This is a genomic window from Kitasatospora albolonga (genome assembly GCA_002082585.1).
GTDB classification, from domain to species: Bacteria; Actinomycetota; Actinomycetes; order Streptomycetales; family Streptomycetaceae; genus Streptomyces; species Streptomyces stephensoniae.
Genome location: CP020563.1, coordinates 7,200,368 through 7,220,217, shown reverse-complemented (window position 1 = coordinate 7,220,217; position 19,850 = coordinate 7,200,368). Strand labels below are relative to the sequence as shown.

General features: G+C 72.2%; 15 protein-coding genes. 9 read left to right on the top strand and 6 right to left on the bottom strand.

Features of this window, described 5'->3' with window-relative positions; all coding sequences use genetic code 11:
- Positions 1-84: 84 nt before the first annotated feature.
- From B7C62_31730 to B7C62_31720, 3 genes are all read right to left on the bottom strand, one after another.
- The gene (locus B7C62_31730; protein ID ARF76349.1) at positions 85-1,428 is read right to left on the bottom strand and encodes a hypothetical protein; all 1,344 of its coding nucleotides are present in this window, start codon (positions 1,426-1,428) and stop codon (positions 85-87) included.
- Positions 1,421-2,254 carry a peptide ABC transporter substrate-binding protein gene (locus tag B7C62_31725; protein ID ARF76348.1) on the bottom strand — a complete coding sequence of 278 codons (834 nt, stop codon included), beginning with the start codon at positions 2,252-2,254 and terminating at the stop codon, positions 1,421-1,423. The genes B7C62_31730 and B7C62_31725 overlap by 8 nt, the downstream gene beginning before the upstream one ends.
- A 114-nt stretch (positions 2,255-2,368) precedes the next feature.
- The gene (locus B7C62_31720; protein ID ARF76347.1) at positions 2,369-3,370 is read right to left on the bottom strand and encodes an L-glyceraldehyde 3-phosphate reductase; all 1,002 of its coding nucleotides are present in this window, start codon (positions 3,368-3,370) and stop codon (positions 2,369-2,371) included.
- A gap of 112 nt (positions 3,371-3,482) precedes the next feature.
- On the opposite strand from B7C62_31720, the gene B7C62_31715 reads away from it, so the two are divergent.
- On the top strand, positions 3,483-4,430 hold the full coding sequence (locus B7C62_31715; GenBank protein ID ARF76346.1) for a LysR family transcriptional regulator: 948 nt from the start codon (positions 3,483-3,485) through the stop codon (positions 4,428-4,430).
- A gap of 122 nt (positions 4,431-4,552) precedes the next feature.
- Here the strand turns inward: B7C62_31715 and B7C62_31710 are convergent, their stop codons facing one another.
- Together B7C62_31710 and B7C62_31705 are read right to left on the bottom strand one after the other, a co-directional pair.
- Positions 4,553-6,952: an MFS transporter gene (locus tag B7C62_31710; GenBank protein ARF76345.1), complete on the bottom strand. Its 2,400-nt coding sequence runs from the start codon at positions 6,950-6,952 to the stop codon at positions 4,553-4,555.
- A 220-nt stretch (positions 6,953-7,172) separates the two neighbouring features.
- Entirely contained in the window at positions 7,173-7,616 is a 444-nt protein-coding gene (locus tag B7C62_31705; protein ID ARF76344.1) for a polyketide cyclase, read from the bottom strand.
- Between the two features lie 148 nt (positions 7,617-7,764).
- Between B7C62_31705 and B7C62_31700 the strand changes: the two genes are divergently transcribed.
- Together B7C62_31700 and B7C62_31695 are read left to right on the top strand one after the other, a co-directional pair.
- Positions 7,765-8,799, top strand: coding sequence for a radical SAM protein (locus B7C62_31700; GenBank protein ARF76343.1), 1,035 nt, complete (start codon positions 7,765-7,767; stop codon positions 8,797-8,799).
- Between the two features lie 177 nt (positions 8,800-8,976).
- Positions 8,977-10,569 carry a peptidase gene (locus B7C62_31695; GenBank protein ID ARF76342.1) on the top strand — a complete coding sequence of 531 codons (1,593 nt, stop codon included), beginning with the start codon at positions 8,977-8,979 and terminating at the stop codon, positions 10,567-10,569.
- Positions 10,570-10,590: 21 nt separating this feature from the next.
- Here B7C62_31695 and B7C62_31690 read toward each other — a convergent pair whose 3' ends face one another.
- Positions 10,591-11,181 carry an adenylosuccinate lyase gene (locus B7C62_31690; protein ARF76341.1) on the bottom strand — a complete coding sequence of 197 codons (591 nt, stop codon included), beginning with the start codon at positions 11,179-11,181 and terminating at the stop codon, positions 10,591-10,593.
- A 362-nt stretch (positions 11,182-11,543) separates the two neighbouring features.
- Here B7C62_31690 and B7C62_31685 point away from each other — a divergent pair, with 362 nt between their 5' ends.
- The 6 genes from B7C62_31685 (at position 11,544) to B7C62_31660 (ending at position 19,848) form a co-directional block, all read left to right on the top strand.
- A complete protein-coding gene (locus B7C62_31685; protein ARF76340.1) occupies positions 11,544-13,325 on the top strand; it encodes a 3-hydroxybutyryl-CoA dehydrogenase in 1,782 nt (593 codons plus the stop codon).
- A 91-nt stretch (positions 13,326-13,416) separates the two neighbouring features.
- Complete coding sequence (locus tag B7C62_31680) at positions 13,417-14,232, top strand: TetR family transcriptional regulator (GenBank protein ARF76339.1); 816 nt, start codon at positions 13,417-13,419, stop codon at positions 14,230-14,232.
- Between the two features lie 124 nt (positions 14,233-14,356).
- Positions 14,357-15,163, top strand: coding sequence for a GNAT family N-acetyltransferase (locus B7C62_31675; protein ID ARF76338.1), 807 nt, complete (start codon positions 14,357-14,359; stop codon positions 15,161-15,163).
- A gap of 357 nt (positions 15,164-15,520) precedes the next feature.
- A complete protein-coding gene (locus B7C62_31670) occupies positions 15,521-16,858 on the top strand; it encodes a crotonyl-CoA carboxylase/reductase (GenBank protein ID ARF76337.1) in 1,338 nt (445 codons plus the stop codon).
- Between the two features lie 9 nt (positions 16,859-16,867).
- Positions 16,868-18,880 (top strand): protein meaA, encoded by a 2,013-nt coding sequence (locus tag B7C62_31665; GenBank protein ID ARF76336.1) that lies wholly within the window; start codon positions 16,868-16,870, stop codon positions 18,878-18,880.
- Positions 18,877-19,848 carry a CoA ester lyase gene (locus B7C62_31660; protein ARF76335.1) on the top strand — a complete coding sequence of 324 codons (972 nt, stop codon included), beginning with the start codon at positions 18,877-18,879 and terminating at the stop codon, positions 19,846-19,848. Before B7C62_31665 ends, B7C62_31660 begins: the two co-directional genes overlap by 4 nt.
- The last annotated feature ends 2 nt before the right edge of the window (positions 19,849-19,850 follow it).

The window sequence follows — 19,850 nt, the reverse complement described above, 5'->3', positions numbered from 1 at the left end:
GAGCGGTGCTGGTCAGGCGGTGCTGTACGGACGGTACGGGTCGAGACAGTACGGGTCGGCCGGTGCCGGTCAGGCGGTTTCCGGTCAGGCGGTGCGCAGGTAGTGGTCGAGGACGCGGACGCCGAAGTGGAGGGCGTCGACGGGGACACGCTCGTCGACGCCGTGGAAGAGCGCCTGGTAGTCGATCCCCGGGGGCAGCTTGAGCGGCGAGAAGCCGTAGCCGGTGATGCCGAGCTTGGCGAACTGCTTGGCGTCGGTGCCCCCGGACATGCAGTACGGCACGGTGTGCGCGCCCGGGTCGAACTTCTCGACGGCGGCGCGGAGTTTGGCGTACGTCGGTGAGTCGACCGGGGCCAGGAGGGCCTGCTCGCGGTGGTAGAACTCCCAGGAGACGAGGGGGCCGGTGAGCCGGTCCAGGGTCTCGTGGAACTCGTCCTCGCCGCCGGGGACGAACCGTCCGTCGATGAAGGCGGTGGCGTGGCCAGGGATGACGTTGACCTTGTAACCGGCCCCGAGCATGGTCGGGTTGCTGCTGTTGCGGACGGTGTTCTGGACGAGCGTGGCGGCCGGGCCGAGCTTGGCGAGGAGCTGGGGGACGTCGAACCCGGGGTCGTCCAGGTCGACGGTGATGCCGTGCAGGGCGGCGATCTCGGTGATGGCGGCGCGGACGGTCGGGGTGAGGCGGAGGGGCCACTCGTGCTCACCGATCCGGGCGACAGCGGCGGCCACGGCGGTCACCGCGTTCTCCCGGTTGACCTTGGAGCCGTGCCCCGCCCGGCCCTCGGCGGTCAGCTTCAGCCAGCCGGTGCCGCGCTCGCCCGCCGCGATCGGGTAGAGGGAGAGCCCGTGCCCGGCGTGGAACGTGAACGCGCCGGACTCGCTGATCCCCTCCGTACACCCCTCGAAGAGCTCCGCGTGCCGGTCGGCGAGGAAGCCGGAGCCGTCGACGGCGCTGTCCTCCTCGTCGGCGGTGAAGGCGATGACGATGTCGCGCGGCGGCCGGAACCCTTCGCGGGCCCACCCCCGTACGACCGCGAGGATCATCGCGTCCATGTTCTTCATGTCGACGGCCCCGCGTCCCCACACCACCCCGTCGCGGACCTCGCCGGAGAACGGGGGGACGGACCAGTCGGCGGGCTCGGCGGGCACCACGTCCAGATGGCCGTGGACGAGCAGCGCGTCGGCGGCCGGGTCGGTGCCGGGGATGCGGGCGACGACGTTGGTCCGGCCGGGGGTGCGCTCCAGCAGCACCGGTTCCAGACCGGCACCGGCCAGCCGCTCGGCGGCGTACTCGGCGGCCGGGCGCTCCCGGCAGTCGCCGCCGCCCCGGTTGGTGGTGTCGATCCGGATCAGCTCGGAGGTGAAGGTCACCACCTCGTCGAGCGCCTGCCGGTCCACGGGGCCGAGCGGGTCGGTGGCCTCAGCCATACTGTTCCTCCACTGCGGCCGACACGATCGTCGTCACCGCCTTGAACGTGCGGATACCTTCGTACATCGTCCCGCTGGTGTAGGCGACGCGCCTCTCACCGCTCGGCGCCACCCCGGGCACCACGGTCGCGGCGGCGGCCAGATGCTCGGCGTCGAACTCCAGCTCCACGGTGTACGTCCCGCCGGTGACGGGGGCCCGGCGGACGGCGAGCGCGGTGGCGTCCCGGGCGGCGCTCCGGATGTCCGCCGCCGTACGGGCAGGGGTGCGGCACACCGCCGCGTACCGCGACACGTAGTCCTTCACGGCGACCTTGCGGGCGTCCGGGGCGTATCCCTCGGCGTCCACGCAGGTCAGGTCGTCGCCGGTGACCAGGACGACGGGCACGCCGTACTCGGCGGCCACATGCGCGTTGAGCAGTCCCTCGCTCGCGCGGGCGCCGTTGAGCCAGACGCCGGTGATGGAGTTGGCGAGATAGGTGTGGGCGAGGACGCCCTCCGTACCGGCTCCGGTGTGGTAGCCGACGAAGGCGACGCCGTCCACGTCCCCGTGCTGGATGCCCTCCACCATGGAGAGCGACTTGTGCTTGCCGGTGAGCATCTGGACGCGTTCGTCCATCCGCTCCAGCAGCAGGTTCCGCATCGACCAGTGGGCCTCGTTGATGAGGACCTCGTCCGCGCCGCCGTCGAGGAACCCGAGGGCGGCGGCGTTCACGTCGGAGGTGAACATCGGCCGGCAGCGCTCCCACTGCGGGGTGCCCGGCAGCACGTCGGCCGGCCAGGTCACTCCGGTGGCGCCCTCCATGTCGGCGCTGATGAGGATCTTCATGCCGCCACACCGTACGCCCCGGCGGCGGGCCGGGCCAGGGAGGGTGCCCCTGTCACCGCCCCGGCCCGGCGAAGGTCCCTCCAGTGGCCTCCTCTCCCGGCTGCTTCTCCGGGGTCAGGCGCTCCCGGGCCCGGCCAGCAGCTCCTCGATCCGGGCCAGCTCCTCGCCGCCGAACTCCAGGTTCCGGACGGCCTCCACGCTGTTCTCCAGCTGGCCGACGCTGCTCGCGCCGACGACGGCCGAGGTGAGACGGCCGCCGCGCAGCACCCACGCCAGGGCCAGCTGGGCGAGGGACTGGCCGCGCTCCTTCGCCAGGGCGTCCAGGGCGCGCAGCCGCTCCACCAGCGCGGGCGTGACCGCGTCGGCCGTCAGGAACGGGCTGTCGCCCGCCGCCCGGGAGCCTGCCGGGATGCCGTGGAGGTAGCGGTCGGTGAGGATGCCCTGCTCCAGCGGGGAGTACGCAATGGAGCCGACGCCCAGCTCGTCGAGCGCGGTGAGCAGCCCGTCCTCGGGGCGGCGGTCGAGCATCGAGTAGCGGGGCTGGTGGATGAGCAGGGGCGTGCCGAGGTCTCGGAGGATCGCGGCGGCCTCGCGGGTCTCGTCGGCACCGTAGTTGGAGAGGCCGACGTAGAGGGCCTTGCCCTGGCGTACGGCGGTGTCGAGCGCACCCATGGTCTCTTCGAGCGGGGTGTCGGGGTCGGGCCGGTGGGAGTAGAAGATGTCGACGTACTCCACGCCCAGGCGCTTCAGGCTCTGGTCCAGGGAGGCGCGCAGATACTTCCGCGAGCCCCACTCCCCGTACGGCCCGTCCCACATGTGGTATCCGGCCTTGGTGGAGATGACGATCTCGTCGCGCAGCTTCGCGAAGTCACCGGCGAGCGCGCGGCCCAGGGTGAGTTCGGCCGAGCCGGGCGGCGGGCCGTAGTTGTTGGCCAGGTCGAAGTGGGTGATGCCCAGGTCGAAGGCGCGGCGCAGGATGCGGCCCTGCTCGTCGGGGGTGCGGTCGCCTCCGAAGTTGTGCCAGAGGCCGAGGGAGAGCGCGGGCAGCAGGAGACCGCTGCGGCCGGTGCGCCGGTAGGGCATGGCGGAGTAGCGGTCGGCGGACGGCAGGTACATACGAGGGCTCCGCGGGGAGAGGGCCGGGGGGGACGGAGTCCAGGCTTCCGCAGATCGATCCAGCAGTCCAACAGGAGATTCCGCTCGGATTCATCGCCTACAGTCCTCAATCATGGAACTGCGTCAACTGGAGCACTTCGTCGCCGTCGCCGAGGAGCGGCACTTCACCCGCGCCGCCGAGCGCCTCGCCGTCTCGCAGTCCGGGCTCTCCGCCTCCGTACGGGCACTGGAGCAGGAGCTGCGGACCCCGCTGTTCAGCCGCACCACACGGACGGTCCGGCTCACCGAGGCGGGCCGGGCGCTGCTGGTGGAGGCGGAGCGCACGCTCGCGGGGGCGCGGGCGGCGCGGGACGCGGTCGATGCCGTACGGGGGCTGCTGCGCGGGACGCTGACGGTGGGGGTCGAGCAGTGCGTGGCGGGGGTGAGCCCGGCCCGGCTGCTGGCCGCGTTCCACCGGGACCACCCGCAGATGGAGCTGCGGCTGCGCCAGGAGGGGACGAGCAGTCTGCTGGACGGGGTGGCCGGGGGGCGCCTCGATCTCGCGTTCGCCGCCACGGTCGGCGCGGCGGAGTGGCGCGGGGAGCTGATGGGGCTGGCGCGCGAGGAGATGGTGGTGCTGTGCGCGGCGGGCCACCGGTTCGCCGGGCGGGGCAAGGTGGCGTGGGAGGAGCTGCCGGGTGAGTCGTTCATCGACTTCCACCCGGACTGGGGGCCCCGGCGGGCGGCGGACGCGGCGTTCGCGGCGGCGGGGGTCCGGCGGACGGTGGGCCTGGAGGTCAACGACGTGCACAGCCTGCTGGAGCTGGTGCAGGAGGGGCTGGGGATCGCGGTGGTGCCGCACCACTTCTCCCGCAAGCCGGAGGCGGCCCGGCTGGTCGCGGTGGAGGTGGAGCCCGTGGGCGGGGAGCGGGCGGTGTACGAGAGCGTGGTGGTGCTTCCGGCGGCGGGGAGCCTGAGCCCGGGGGCGCGGGCGCTGATGCGGCTGGTGCGGGAGGACGCGGTACGGGAGGCGGGGGTGCGGGAGGGCAGGGGGGCGCGGGAGGACGCGGGGGCGCCCTGAGCCTCGGGGCCTCCCGGGCCTCGTGGGCCTCGGGGTCCTCCTGGGCCTCTGCTCTGCCCGCGCGCCGCCGCTTCCTCGCGGGCCTCTGCTGTACGGGGTCGGCGCCCCCGCCCCCGTACGCCTCAGTCCTCGTGGCCCAGCTGGAGGTCCCGTTCCGCGCGGCTGCCGCCCGGCACCTGGAGCACGGTCGCGACCGGCGGGTATCCGGCGGCGATCACCGTGTACTCGCCGGAGGACAGGTCCACGAAGCGGAACGACCCGTCGGGCCCGGTGGTCAGGGTGTCCACCACATTGCCCGCCGCGTCCAGCAGGGTGACCCGGGCGTCCTCCACGGGCCGGCCGCCGGTGGCCCGGACGATGCCGCGCAGCACGGCCCCGCCCGCGAGTTCGATGTCCTGCCGGGTCTCGCGGGCCGCCTGGACGCTGACCGGGAGGGCGGCGGGGCGGAAGCCGGGGGCAGCGGCGGCGAGGGTGTACTCGCCCGCGACGAGCTCGGTGATGACGTAACCGCCCTCGCGCCCGCTGCGGGTGGAGGCGACGACCTCGCCGCGTACGTCGGTGAGGGTGACGGCCGCGTCCGGGATTGGCGCCCCGTCCGCCGACAGGACGGACCCGGCGAGCCGTCCGGCACCGCCGAGGACCACGTCGAGTTCCACGGGACGGTCGCCCACGGTGACGCTGACGGCCTGCGGCTGGTGGCCGCCCGCCGCCGCGATGAGGACATAGCTTCCGGCGGCCGGGGCGGTCAGCGCGTACCGCCCGTCCTCGCCGCCGGACCCGCGCCCGACCTGCTGCCCCTGGACGTCGACGAGGGTGAGGGCGGCCCCGTCCACCCGCGTGCCGTCCGGGTGCTGGACGCTGCCGCGGACGGGCACACCGGAGAGCCGGGCCGGTTCGGTGCGGGCGGCGGGGATCTGCGCGGGCCCGGTGGCGGCTTCGGGGCTGTGGTGGGACACCAGCGGTTTCTCCTTGAGGAAGAAGGCGAGGACCAGGCCGAGGACGAGCACCGGCACGAGGTGGAGGAAGATGCGCGGCATCGCGTCGACGTACGCCTGGATGTAGGCGTCGCGGAGCGCCGGTTCCATCGCGTGGACGAGCTGCGGGGTGATCGACTCGGGCGGGGGCAGCTCCACGCCCGTGGGCAGGCGGACCCCGAGGGAGTCGGAGAGCCGCCCGGCGAAGAGCGTGCCGAAGACCGCGGCGCCGACGCTGCCGCCGATCTGCCGGAAGTAGTTGTTGGCACTGGTGGCGGTGCCGAGGTCGGCGGGGCGCACGGAGTTCTGCACGGCGAGCACGAGGACCGACATGACCAGGCCGATGCCGGTGCCGAGGACGGCCTGCCAGAGGCTGTACTCCAGGCGGGAGGTGCCCGCCTCCAGCCCCGAGAGCAGCCACATGCCGACGACGGAGACGGCGCCGCCGACGATGGGGTAGATCCGGTAGCGGCCGGTACGGGTGATGAGCTGGCCGGAGACGATCGAGCCGCCCACGATGCCGAGCATCATCGGGAGCATCAGGAGCCCGGACTCGGTGGCGCTGGCCCCGTCGACCATCTGGAGGTAGGTCGGCAGATAGCTGGCGGCGCCGAAGAGCGCGATGCCGATGACGGCGCCGATCAGACCGGTGACGTTGAAGATCGAGTCGCGGAACAGCCGCAGCGGGATGATGGGTTCGGCGGCGCGGTGCTCGACGGCGACGAAGAGCAGCGTCGTGACGACGGCCCCCGCCGCCAGACCGAGGATCGTGCGCGAGCCCCAGGCGTACTCCGTCCCGCCCCAACTGGTCACCAGGACCAGGCAGGTGGAGGCGGCGGCCAGCAACACCGCGCCCAGCACGTCGAGTCGGGGCCGTACGGCGGGCTTCGGGAGCTTCAGCACGACCGCGATCACGGCGAACGTGACCAGCCCGAACGGCACGTTGATGAAGAAGCACCAGCGCCAGGAGGCGTGGTCGGTGAAGAAGCCGCCGAGCAGCGGTCCGGCCACGGAGGCGAGGCCGAAGACCGCGCCGATGAGGCCCATGTAGCGGCCGCGCTCCCGGGGCGGCACGATGTCCGCGATGATCGCCTGGACGCCGATCATGAGTCCGCCGCCGCCGATGCCCTGGAGGGCGCGGAAGGCGATCAGCTCGTCCATGGTCCGCGACCAGCCCGCCAGCGCGGAGCCGATGACGAAGACGACGATCGCGAACTGGAAGACACCCTTGCGGCCGAAGAGGTCGCCGAGCTTTCCGTAGAGCGGCAGGACGATGGTGGAGGCGAGGAGGTAGGCGGTGACCGCCCAGGACATCTTCTCCAGGCCGTGCAGCTCACCGACGATCTTCGGCAGGGCGGTGGCGACGATCATCTGGTCGAGCGCCGCGAGGAGCAGGGTGAGCATCAGCCCGAGGAAGACCATGCGGACCCGGCGGGGGCTGATCGCGCCGGCAGCCGGGGCCGGGCCGGGGTCCGGCGGCGGTGGCCCGCCCGGAAAAGCGGCCGTGCCCTCCGGCCCGTCCTTCACCAGCGTGATACCGCCCACCACGTACGCTCCCCTCGTCGCCTCTGCGCCGCCCATTTCTCGCACCGCATGACGATCCGGGGCAAACGGTGCTGAGGGGCGCGCAGGGCGCGTACGGAGGGCTTATGCGCCGGTCGGAGCCACTACGGCGCACCACCGGCCGCCCCGGAAAACCACTCGTTCCGGTGAGGGCGGCCGACGGGTGGGGCCGGGCCGTCGAACGGCCCGGCCCCACCCGCGTGTCCTACTTCTCGACCTCGGTGGCGAGGTTCTGGAGCAGCTCGTCGTAGATCCGGCCGAGGCCCTTGGGGGCGAAGGTGCGCTCGAAGAAGCCGCCGATGCCGCCCGCGCCGTCCCAGACGGTCGTGACGACGGCCCTGGACTTCCCCTCACCGGCCGGGGTGACGGTCCAGGTGGTGACCATGGAGGAGTTGCGGTCCTTCTCGACGAGCTGCCCGTCGGTCGGCTCGGTGACCTCCAGCAGGCAGTCGCGGACCCGCTTGCTGGTGGCCTGGAGCTTCCAGTGGACGAGGGTGCCCTCGCCGTCGCCGCCCTCCCGGACCTCGTACTCGCTGAAGTGCGGGGGAAGCACCTTGCCGCGGACGTCCTTGTAGTCGGCCAGCGCGTCGAACACCGTCTCCGCGTCCGCCGCGATGATCCGCTCCGTGGTGGCCTCGACCTGCGCCATGGCTGTTCCTCCAGCAGTCCGTAGTTCGGGGGGTGAGCTGAGCCAACCACCTCGGGTGCGCCGTTCAAAATCGGGCCCGGCAAGCCGGTTCGCACGATCATGGGAACACATGTTCTATTCTTTGGTCAGTGCTACCGAGGAGGCGTCCATGCGCTGGGACAATCTGGTCGAAAACAGCTCCATGACCGGCAACAGCGCGCTCTTCGCCGCGGACGCGGTGACCACGCGCACCTTCGACACCCCGGAATTCCGGGGCATCACGTTCCACGAGATCCGGGCCCGTTCGATCCTGAACCGGGTGCCCGGGGCCTCGCGGATGCCGTTCGAATGGACGGTGAACCCCTACCGGGGCTGCTCGCACGCCTGTGTGTACTGCTTCGCCCGCAAGACCCACAGCTATCTGGACCTGGACACCGGCATCGGCTTCGACTCGCAGATCGTCGTCAAGACCAACGCCGCCGAACTGCTCCAGCGGGAGCTGGCCTCCCGGCACTGGCGGGGCGAGCACGTCGCGATGGGGACGAATGTCGACTGCTACCAGCGGGCGGAGGGGCGCTACCGGCTCATGCCGGGCATCATCACCGCCCTGCGCGACCGGGCGAACCCCTTCTCGATCCTGACGAAGGGCACCCTGATCCTGCGGGACCTGGAGCTGCTGCGGCAGGCCGCCGAGGTCACCGAGGTCGGTGTCTCGGTCTCCGTCGGCTTCACCGACCGCGGGCTGTGGCGCACGGTCGAACCCGGCACCCCCTCCCCCGGCCGCCGTCTCGACGCGGTGCGCGCCCTCACGGAGAGCGGGATCGGCTGTTCGGTCCTGATGGCGCCGGTCGTCCCCTTCCTGGGCGACCGCCCCGAGCAGCTGCGCGCCACGGTCTCGGCCATCGCGGCGGCCGGGGCGGTCTCCGTGACCCCGCTGGTGCTGCATCTGCGCCCCGGCGCGCGCGAGTGGTACTTCCAGTGGCTCGGGCAGCACCACCCGCACCTGGTGGAGCGGTACGAGCGGATGTACGGGGACGGGGCGTACGCCCCCACCTGGTACCAGCGCCGGATCACGCGTCAGGTCCACGAGCTGGCGGACGAGTTCGGGATCGGCCCGGCGCACCGGGGCGGAGCGCGCCGGATCGCGCCCGCGCGGACGCCGGACGAGCCGGAGCCGGGACCGACGCAGCTGACGCTTCTGTGACACCTGTGCCGCTCGTCGTGACGCCCTGAGCAGGGCCCGTAACGCCTCCCGCAGGGCCGATGGCATGACCGTACGGGTCAACTCCGCGCGGAATCGGCCCCCGGCCCGTGGTTCTCGGAGAGCATGCGGCGGGGACCGGTCATCCGCCGCCGCGTCCCCTCCACCTCGGGAGGCCCCATGACGAAACGTGCAGGAATTCTGATCGCCGCCGGTGCCACGGTCGCCGGTCTGCTGGCCGCCGCTCCGGCCCCGGCCGCCGCCTCCGGGACGGGCGCGCCGCCCGCCCCGGAGCTCACGTGGACCGACTGTCCGACGGAGAACCATCCGACGCTCCAGTGCGCGAAGGTCAGCGCCCCGCTGGACCACGACGACCCCGCCGGCCGGCAGATCACCCTCGCCCTGTCCCGGGTCCCGCACACCGCGAAGACCTTCCAGGGCCCGCTGCTGGTCAACCCGGGCGGGCCGGGCGGCAGCGGGCTGTCGATGGCCGGGTTCGTGGCGTCGGCGCTGCCGGAAAAGGTGGCCGCCCAGTACGACGTGATCGGGTTCGCCCCGCGCGGGGTGGGGAAGAGCACCCCGGCGCTGAACTGCCTGCCCGGCCACTCCGATCCCGTACGCCCCGACTCAGTGCCCGCCTCCTACCGGGAGGAGCGGGTCAACCGCGACCGGGCGGCGGCCTTCGCCCGCGCCTGCGGGGAGAAGCACGGCGATGTGCTGCCGTACATGGACACCGTCAGCGCCGCCAAGGACCTCGACGTGATCCGCCGGGCGCTGGGCGCGGAGCAGCTCAACTACTTCGGTTACTCGTACGGTACGTATCTGGGCGCGGTCTACGCGAAGCTGCACCCGGAGCGGGTGCGGCGCCTGGTGCTGGACTCGGTCGTCGACCCGGACGACGTCTGGTACCAGGGCAACCTGAACCAGGACTACGCCTTCGACGACCGCCACAAGGCGTTCGCGGCCTGGGTGGCGAAGCACGACGCGACGTACGGGCTCGGCACGGACCCGGCCGGGGTGGAGGCCGCCTGGTACCGGATGCGGGCGGCCGTCGCGGCCGAGCCCGCGGGCGGCAGGGTCGGGGCGAGCGAGCTGGAGGACACGTTCCTGCCCGGCGGGTACTACAACGGCTACTGGCCCTACCTCGCCGAGGCGTTCGCCGCGTACGTGAACGAGAAGGACACCGAGGCGCTGGTGACGGCGTACGAGAACTTCGGCGCCACCGGCACGGGCGGCGACAACAGCTACTCCGTTTACCTCGCCGTCCAGTGCCGGGACGCCGGGTGGCCCCGGCACTGGTCCACCTGGCGCAACGACACCCGGCGCATCCACGACAAGGCGCCCTTCATGACCTGGAACAACACCTGGTACAACGCGCCGTGCGCGGACTGGCCGGTGGAGCCGCTCCACCCGGTCCGGGTGGTCAACGACCGCCTCCCGGCGGCGCTGATCCTCCAGGCCACCGGGGACGCGGCGACCCCGTACGCGGGCGCGGTGAGCATGCACCGCAAGCTCAGGGGCTCCAGCCTGGTGGTGGAGGAGGGCGGCGGCAACCACGGCATCACGCTGAGCGGCAACGCCTGCCTGGACCAGCACCTGACGGCCTATCTGACCGACGGGACCGTCCCGCGCGGCCGGGGCGAGGGCGAGGCGGACGCGGTCTGCGCGGCCCTCCCGGACCCGAAGCCGCTGCCGGCGGCGAAGGCGGCGGCCCAGTCGGTGGACAACAGCGCGGGCAGCCGTCTGCACGGGCTGCTGGGGCCGCGGCACTGAGAGCCTCCCGGGGGCCCGCCCCTACCGCAGCCGTCCCAGCGCCCGCGCCGCCGCCGTCCCCAGGCGCGGGTGCGGGAGGGCCGCCGTGAGGACCGGGCGGGCCCGCCGGTCGCCGAGCTGGCCGAGGCCCTCCACGCAGGCCAGCGCCACCTGCCAGTGCGGCTCCCCGGGGGCCAGCAGACGGTGGAGGGTGGCGACCAGGGCGGGCACCGCCTCCGGGGCCCGCAGGATGGTGAGCAGGCGCACCGGGTGCACGGCGTACGCGGTGCGCAGGGTGTTGGTCGCGAGCGCGGCGGCGGCCCGGGGCGTGCGGGGGTCGTTCAGCTCGGCCAGGGCGTGGCAGGCGGAGACGCAGCGTTCGGGGTCGCGGTGGTTGAGCAGGAGCACCAGCGCCTCGAAGGCCCGCCGGTCACCCGCGCAGCCGAGCCGGAAGGCGGCGATCTCCCGGGCCCAGAGCGGACGTCCGGGCTCCACCAGGACCCGGGCCAGCGCCTCGTTGTCGTCGGTCGTCACGAGCAGGTCGTACGCGGCCGACCCGGCCGCCTCGTCGCGTAACCGGTCCATGAGCGAACGGAGTTCCTCGTCCATGACGCTCAGCGTATCCATGAACACGCTCCGTGCGGGCGCCGGGGGCGGAGTTGATGTGGTCCAGCGCACAAAGGGCCAGGGGTGGCGCGCTCGTTACTCGCCGGTTAATCTCATCTGAGCGGGAACACACTCCCCGCGACTCCGGTGGCCTGGTGACGCAGCCACCCGGAGTGCTTGTCGGTTCGGCAGTTCCGTGCGACGCGACTCCGGGACAGAGTCCGTCACCCCTCACGGCCGGGCGTGCTCCCCGCGCTCCCGGCCCCACGCTCCACGACACGCATCGCGCCGTACGCCAACGCGGCCACGCGCCCCGCATGCCTCGCGCCGCTCCCTCATCGCCGCGCGCGCCGTGCTCCCACAGTCGTCACTCACCCTGGAGTCCCGTGATGGACACCCCGCTCTCCACCATTGCCGTCGTCGGCCTCGGCACCATGGGCACCGGTATCGCCGAGGTGCTGGCCCTCGCGGGCCGCGAGGTCATCGGTATCGACATCAGCGAGGCGGCCGCCCGGCAGGCCGTCACCTCCCTCGAAGCGTCCACCGCGCGGGCCGTCGCGCGCGGGCGGATCACCGAGCAGGAGCGGGCCGCCGCGCTCGCCCGGTTCCGTACCTCCGACACGCTCCGGGCCGCCGCCGGGGCCGAGCTGGTCATCGAGGTCGTGCCGGAGACGTACGAGATCAAGCAGCAGGTGTTCCGGGAGCTGGACGCGATCGTCTCCCCCGCCGCGATCCTCGCCACCGGCACGAACGCCCTGTCGGTGACCCGGCTGGCCGCCGAGTCGCAGCGCCCCGAGCGCGTGCTCGGTCTGCACTTCTTCAACCCGGCGCCCGCGATGAAGCTGGTCGAGGTGGTCTCCTCGGTGCTGACCGCGCCGCCCGCCGTCGAGGCCGTCACCCAGCTGGCCCGGGAGCTCGGCAAGGAGCCGGTCGCGGTCGGGGACCGGCCCGGGTTCGTCGCGGACGGGCTGCTCTTCGGCTACCTCAACCAGGCCGCCGCGATGTACGAGGCGAACTACGCGTCCCGCGAGGACATCGACGCGGCGATGAAGCTGGGCTGCGGGCTGCCCATGGGCCCGCTCGCCCTGCTGGACCTGATCGGCATCGACACCGCCCGGACGGTCCTGGAGGCCATGTACGCCGCCTCCCACGACCGCCTCCACGCCCCCGCCCCCGTCCTCGGCCAGCTGAGCGAGGCGGGGCTGACCGGGCGCAAGGCGGGGCGCGGCTTCTACACGTACGAGGCTCCGGGCAGCCAGACCGTGGTGCCCGACGCGCTGACCCCGTCCCCGGAGGCGGCGGCCGGTGAGGGGCGTCCGGTCGGCTCCGTCGGGGTCGCGGGCTCCGGAACGATGGCGTCCGGGATCGCGGAGGTCTTCGCCAAGGCCGGGTACACCGTCGTCCTCGCGGCCCGCAGCCAGGAGAAGGCCGACGTCGCCAAGGGCCGGATCGCCAAGTCGCTGGAGCGCTCGGTCAGCAAGGGGCGGCTGACGGCCGAGGCCCGCGACGAGACGCTGGGGCGGATCACGGCGGCCGGTTCGCTGGACGCCTTCGCGGAGGTCGACCTCGCCGTGGAGGCCGTCGCCGAGGACCTGGAGATCAAGCAGCAGCTCTTCGCGACCCTGGACAAGGTCTGCCGGCCGGGCGCGGTCCTCGCCACCACCACCTCGTCGCTGCCGGTCATCGCCGTCGCCCGGGCGACCGCGCGGCCCGAGGACGTCATCGGGATGCACTTCTTCAACCCGGCGCCCGCGATGAAGCTGGTCGAGGTCGTCCGTACGGTCCTGACCGCCGACGACGTCCACGCCACGGTCCGCGCGGTCTGCGCGAAGATCCGCAAGCACCCGGTGGACTGCGGGGACCGGGCCGGGTTCATCGTGAACGCGCTGCTGTTCCCGTACCTCAACAACGCGATCAAGATGGTCGAGGAGCACTACGCCTCGCTGGACGACATCGACGCGGCGATGAAGCTGGGCGGCGGGTACCCGATGGGCCCGTTCGAACTGCTGGACGTCGTCGGGCTCGATGTCTCCCTCGCGATCGAGAAGGTGCTGCACCGCGAGTTCCGTGACCCGGGGCTCGCCCCGGCGCCGCTGCTGGAGCACCTGGTGGCCGCGGGCTGCCTCGGCCGCAAGACGGGCCGCGGCTTCCGCGAATATGCCCGTCGCTGACCCGGGAGCCGGGTGGGGCGGGCTGCTGGGACCCTCCGGCGGCCCGCCCCCGAAGGCGCGCTCTCCTGCACCGATGCGTTACGTTCATGCCATGTCCCAGCCCGCCAAGTCACCCCGTGCCACCGCCGCGCCCGACGCCCCGGAGACCGCCGCGGGATCGCGCGCCGCCGCCCAACGGCTCAAGATGCGCCGCGAACTGGCCGCAGCCGCGATGGAACTCTTCGCCACGAAAGGCTACGAGGCGACGACCGTCGACGAGATCGCGGGCGCCGCGGGCGTCGCCCGCCGGACCTTCTTCCGCCACTTCCGCTCCAAGGAAGAGGCCATCTTCCCGGACCACGACGACACCCTCGTCAGGGCCGAGGCCGTCCTCAACGCCGCCCCCGCGCACGAGCATCCGCTCGACACCGTGTGCCGCGGCATCAAGGAGGTCATGAAGATGTACGCGGCCAAGCCCGCCGTCTCCGTGGCCCGTTACAAACTGACCCGTGAGGTGCCCACCCTCCGGGAGGCCGAGATCGCGTCGGTGGCCCGCTACGAGCGGCTGTTCACCCGCTATCTGCTGGGCCACTTCGACGAGCGCGACCACCACGTGGGCAACAACGACCCGCTGCTGGCGGAGGTGGCCGCGTCCGCCGTGGTCACCGCGCACAACCACGTACTGCGCCGCTGGCTGCGGGCGGGCGGCCAGGGCGATGTGGAGGCCCAGCTCGACCGGGCCTTCGCCATCGTGCGGGACACCTTCGGCACCGGCATCGGGGCGGGCCGGACCGCCCAGACCGAGCCCCTCCGGGCCCCGGCGGCGACGGTGGCGACCGAGGGCGAGGTGCTGGTCGCGGTGGCCCGTACGGACGCCCCGCTGGACGAGGTCATGCGGACGATCCAGCAGGCCCTCAAGGAGCGCTGAGCCCGGACTCCTCGGCGTGGGCGGTCCGGCCCGTACCGCTTGCGCCGGAGCCGTCGCGGCGGCGCGGCCCGGCGGCGGCCGAAATCCGCTGGCTCACCGATCGCCGCTGTGCTGGGGTGCGCGGATGCGATCACCTGAGAACGCCGACGAGATCCGCCGCCTCTTCGACCGCGGGATACGGGAGCACGCCCGCCCCGACGGCCCCGGCGTACGGGTCGAACGCGCCGGGCCCGTCGTACGCCAGGTCGGCGGCCCGGACGACTGGAACGGGGTGGTGTGGTCGGACCCGGGGCTGGACGCCCGGGGGGCCGATGCCGCCGTCGCCGCGCAGATCGCGCACTGCACGTCCCTCGGGCTGCCGGAGTTCGAGTGGAAGCTGTACGCCCACGACCGCCCCGCCGACCTGGGGGAACGGCTGCGGGCCGCCGGGTTCGTACCGGAGGAGCCGGAGGCCCTGCTGGTGGCCCCGGCGGGGCCGTCGGCCGGGGCGGTCGGGCTGCCCGAGGGGGTGAGCCTGCGGCCGGTGACCGACGCGGCGGGGGCTGAGCTGATGGCCCGGGCCCATGAGCGGGCCTTCGGCACCGACGGGAGCCGTCTGCTCCACCAGGTGGTGCGGCGGCTGGAGGAGGCGCCCGAGGACTTCGTCGCGGTGCTGGCGGTGGACGCCGACGGGGAGCCGGTCTGCTCCGGGCGGATGGAGCTGTACCCGGGCACGGGGTTCGCGGGGCTCTGGGGCGGCGGGACGGTGGCCGCGTGGCGCGGGAGGGGCGTCTACCGGGCGCTGGTGGCGTACCGGGCGCGGATCGCCGTGGAGCGGGGCTACCGGTATCTCCAGGTCGACGCGACCGCCCTGTCGGCCCCGATCCTGCGGCGGCTGGGCTTCCTGGAGCTGGGGACGACGACGCCGTATGTGTACCGACCCGGCCGGTAACCGCCTGCCAGCAGGACAGAACGTCTCGTAACGCCCATCGTGTTGCTCATGCGTGCCTACGAGATGACAAGTGAGAGAAATTGTTGGCACTGGGTGCCTTGTCAGGTGTCACGGAGTGCCATACGTTGAAGGTGTCCGGGCGGCCGGCGTGCTGGGATCTCACGTACGCCGGCTGTCCCCGCAACCACCGTGCTGCGCGCCCGGACGCCTGCGTCACAGGCACCCTTCGCTCCCACCCGAGCACAGCCGAAGCCCCACTCGCCGAACCGACGGCAATACACCTCCACACCGCACCGCTCCCCTGCCAGCAGGGCCCCTCAAGCGTTCCCTCGACGCCGCATCACCGGAGGCAACACCGTGAAGGAAATCCTGGACGCCATCCAGTCGCAGGACAGCACGGCCGCGGACTTCGCGGCCCTGTCCCTCCCCGAGTCCTACCGCGCGATCACCGTGCACAAGGACGAGGCGGAGATGTTCGCGGGGCTCGAGTCCCGCGACAAGGACCCCCGCAAGTCGCTCCACCTGGACGAGGTCCCGGTCCCCGAGCTCGGCCCCGGCGAGGCCCTCGTCGCCGTGATGGCCAGTTCGGTGAACTACAACTCCGTCTGGACCTCGATCTTCGAGCCGGTCTCCACCTTCGGCTTCCTGGAGCGGTACGGACGGCTCAGCGAGCTCACCAAGCGCCACGACCTGCCGTACCACGTCATCGGCTCGGACCTGGCGGGCGTCGTCCTGCGCACCGGCCCCGGCGTGAACGCCTGGAACCCGGGCGACGAGGTCGTCGCGCACTGCCTCTCCGTCGAGCTGGAGTCCTCCGACGGCCACAACGACACGATGCTCGACCCCGAGCAGCGCATCTGGGGCTTCGAGACCAACTTCGGCGGCCTGGCGGAGATCGCGCTCGTCAAGTCCAACCAGCTGATGCCGAAGCCCAAGCACCTCAGCTGGGAGGAGGCCGCGGCGCCGGGCCTGGTCAACTCGACCGCGTACCGCCAGCTCGTCTCGCGCAACGGCGCGGGCATGAAGCAGGGCGACAACGTGCTGATCTGGGGCGCCAGCGGCGGACTCGGCTCCTACGCCACGCAGTTCGCGCTGGCAGGCGGCGCCAACCCGATCTGTGTCGTCTCCTCCCCGGAGAAGGCCGACATCTGCCGGGCGATGGGCGCCGAGGCGGTCATCGACCGCAACGCCGAGGGCTACCGGTTCTGGAAGGACGAGCGCACCCAGGACCCCAGGGAGTGGAAGCGCTTCGGCAAGCGCATCCGCGAGTTCACCGGCGGCGAGGACATCGACATCGTCTTCGAGCACCCGGGCCGCGAGACCTTCGGCGCCTCGGTCTACGTCACCCGCAAGGGCGGCACGATCACCACCTGCGCCTCCACCTCGGGCTACATGCACGAGTACGACAACCGCTACCTGTGGATGTCCCTCAAGCGCATCATCGGCTCCCACTTCGCCAACTACCGCGAGGCGTGGGAGGCCAACCGCCTGATCGCCAAGGGCAAGATCCACCCGACGCTCTCCAGGACGTACACGCTGGAGGAGACCGGCCAGGCCGCCCACGACGTCCACCGCAACGTCCACCAGGGCAAGGTCGGCGTCCTGGCACTGGCCCCGCGCGAGGGCCTGGGCGTGCGCGACCAGGAAATGCGCGAGCAGCACATCGACGCCATCAACCGCTTCCGCAACGTCTGAGGTTCTCCCATGACCGAACGTCAGAAGGACCGGCCCTGGCTCATGCGGACGTACGCCGGTCACTCGACCGCCGAGGCGTCCAACGAGCTGTACCGCCGCAACCTCGCCAAGGGCCAGACGGGTCTCTCGGTCGCCTTCGATCTGCCGACGCAGACCGGATACGACCCGGACCACATTCTCGCCCGCGGCGAGGTGGGCCGTGTCGGTGTGCCCGTCTCGCACCTCGGTGACATGCGCCGGCTGTTCCAGGACATCCCCCTGGAGCAGATGAACACCTCGATGACGATCAACGCGACCGCCATGTGGCTGCTGGCGCTCTACCAGGTGGTCGCGGAGGAGCAGGGGGCCGACCCCGGCAAGCTCCAGGGGACCACGCAGAACGACATCGTGAAGGAGTACCTCTCGCGCGGGACGCACGTCTTCCCGCCGGTGCCCTCGCTGCGGCTGACCACCGACATGATCACGTACACGGTCAACCGCATCCCCAAGTGGAACCCGATCAACATCTGCAGCTACCACCTCCAGGAGGCGGGGGCGACCCCGGTCCAGGAGATCGCGTACGCCATGTCGACCGCCATCGCGGTGCTCGACGCGGTCCGCGACTCGGGCCAGGTCCCGGAGGAGAAGTTCGGTGATGTGGTCGCCCGGATCTCGTTCTTCGTGAACGCGGGCGTCCGCTTCATCGAGGAGATGTGCAAGATGCGCGCCTTCGGCCGTATCTGGGACCGCGTCACCCGCGAGCGGTACGGCATCACCGACGCCAAGCAGCGCCGCTTCCGCTACGGCGTCCAGGTCAACTCCCTCGGCCTGACCGAGGCGCAGCCGGAGAACAACGTCCAGCGCATCGTCCTGGAGATGCTGGCCGTCACCCTCTCCAAGGACGCCCGCGCCCGCGCGGTGCAGCTCCCGGCCTGGAACGAGGCGCTGGGGCTGCCGCGCCCCTGGGACCAGCAGTGGTCGCTCCGTATCCAGCAGGTGCTGGCCCACGAGAGCGATCTGCTGGAGTACGAGGACATCTTCGCCGGTTCGCACGTCATCGAGGCCAAGGTGGACGCCCTGGTCGAGGAGTCGCTCGCGGAGATCGACCGCATCCAGCAGATGGGCGGCGCGATGGCGGCCGTCGAGTCCGGCTACCTGAAGTCGGAGCTGGTCTCCTCGCACGCGGCGCGGCGGGCCCGGATCGAGGGCGGCCAGGAGAAGATCGTCGGCGTCAACATCTACGAGACGACCGAGCCCAACCCGCTCACCTCCGACCTGGACGGCGCGATCATGACCGTCGACCCGGCGAACGAGGCCCGGGTCGTCGCCGCCCTCCACGAGTGGCGGGACAACCGCGACGAGGCCCGTGCGACGGAGGCGCTGGCCGCGCTGAAGAAGGCCGCCGCGGGCACCGAGAACATGATGGAAGCCACCGTCGAGTGCGCCCGCGCGGGCGTCACCACCGGCGAGTGGTCCTGGGCGCTGCGGGACGTCTTCGGCGAGTTCCGCGCGCCCACCGGGGTCTCCTCGGCCCCGGTCGCGGTGGCCGCCGAGCCGGGCAGCACGCTCTCGCTGGTCCGCGAGAAGGTCACCCGTACCGCCGCCGACCTGGGCGTGGGACGGCTGCGCCTGCTGGTCGGCAAGCCGGGTCTGGACGGGCACTCCAACGGGGCCGAGCAGATCGCCGTACGGGCCCGTGACGCCGGTTTCGAGGTGGTCTACCAGGGCATCCGGCTGACCCCCGAGCAGATCACCGACGCGGCGCTCGCCGAGGACGTGCACTGCGTGGGGCTCTCCATCCTCTCCGGCTCGCACGCGGAGCTGGTGCCCGACGTGCTGCACCGGCTGCGCGAGGCCGGGGCGCCGGACATCCCCGTGATCGCGGGCGGCATCATCCCTCCGGCGGACGCCGCCGCGCTCATCGAAGCCGGTGTGGCCGCCGTCTTCACCCCGAAGGACTTCGGCATCACGGAGATCATCGGCCGTATCGTCGACGAGATCCGGAAAGCGAACAAGCTCGACCCTCTGGAGGTCTCCGCATGACCACGCCCACCCCCGTGAACCGGCTGCGGCCCCGCCGCTCGTGTCTGGCCGTACCGGGCTCCAACCCGCGCTTCCTGGAGAAGGCCCAGGGCCTCCCGGCCGACCAGGTCTTCCTGGACCTGGAGGACGCCTGCGCGCCGCTGGCCAAGGAGGGCGCCCGCCACCACATCGTGGACGCGCTGAACAACGGTGACTGGAGCGGCAAGACCCGGGTCGTGCGGGTCAACGACTGGACGACGCACTGGACGTACCGGGACGTCATCACGGTCGTCGAGGGCGCGGGCCCCAACCTGGACTGCATCATGCTGCCGAAGGTCCAGGACGCCCAGCAGGTCGTGGCGCTGGACCTGCTGCTGACCCAGATCGAGAAGACGATGGGCTTCGAGGTCGGGAAGATCGGCATCGAGGCGCAGATCGAGAACGCCAAGGGCCTGGTGAACATCGACGAGATCGGCGCCGCCTCGCCCCGGCTGGAGACGCTGATCTTCGGCCCGGCCGACTTCATGGCCTCGATCAACATGAAGACCCTGGTCGTGGGCCAGCAGCCGCCCGGCTACCCTGCGGACGCGTACCACTACATCCTGATGCGCATCCTGATGGCGGCCCGCACGCACGACCTCCAGGCGATCGACGGCCCGTTCCTCCAGATCCGCGACGTGGACGCCTACCGCGAGGTGGCCGGCCGCGCCGCCGCCCTCGGCTTCGACGGCAAGTGGGTGCTCCACCCCGGCCAGGTCGACGCGGCCAACGAGGTGTTCTCGCCCTCGCAGGAGGACTACGACCACGCCGAGCTGATCCTCGACGCCTACGACTGGTGCACCTCCGAGGAGGGCGGCAAGAAGGGCTCGGCGATGCTCGGCGACGAGATGATCGACGAGGCCAGCCGCAAGATGGCACTCGTCATCGCGGGCAAGGGCCGGGCCGCCGGAATGCAGCGCACCTCCAAGTTCGAAGCCCCGGAGGTCTGATC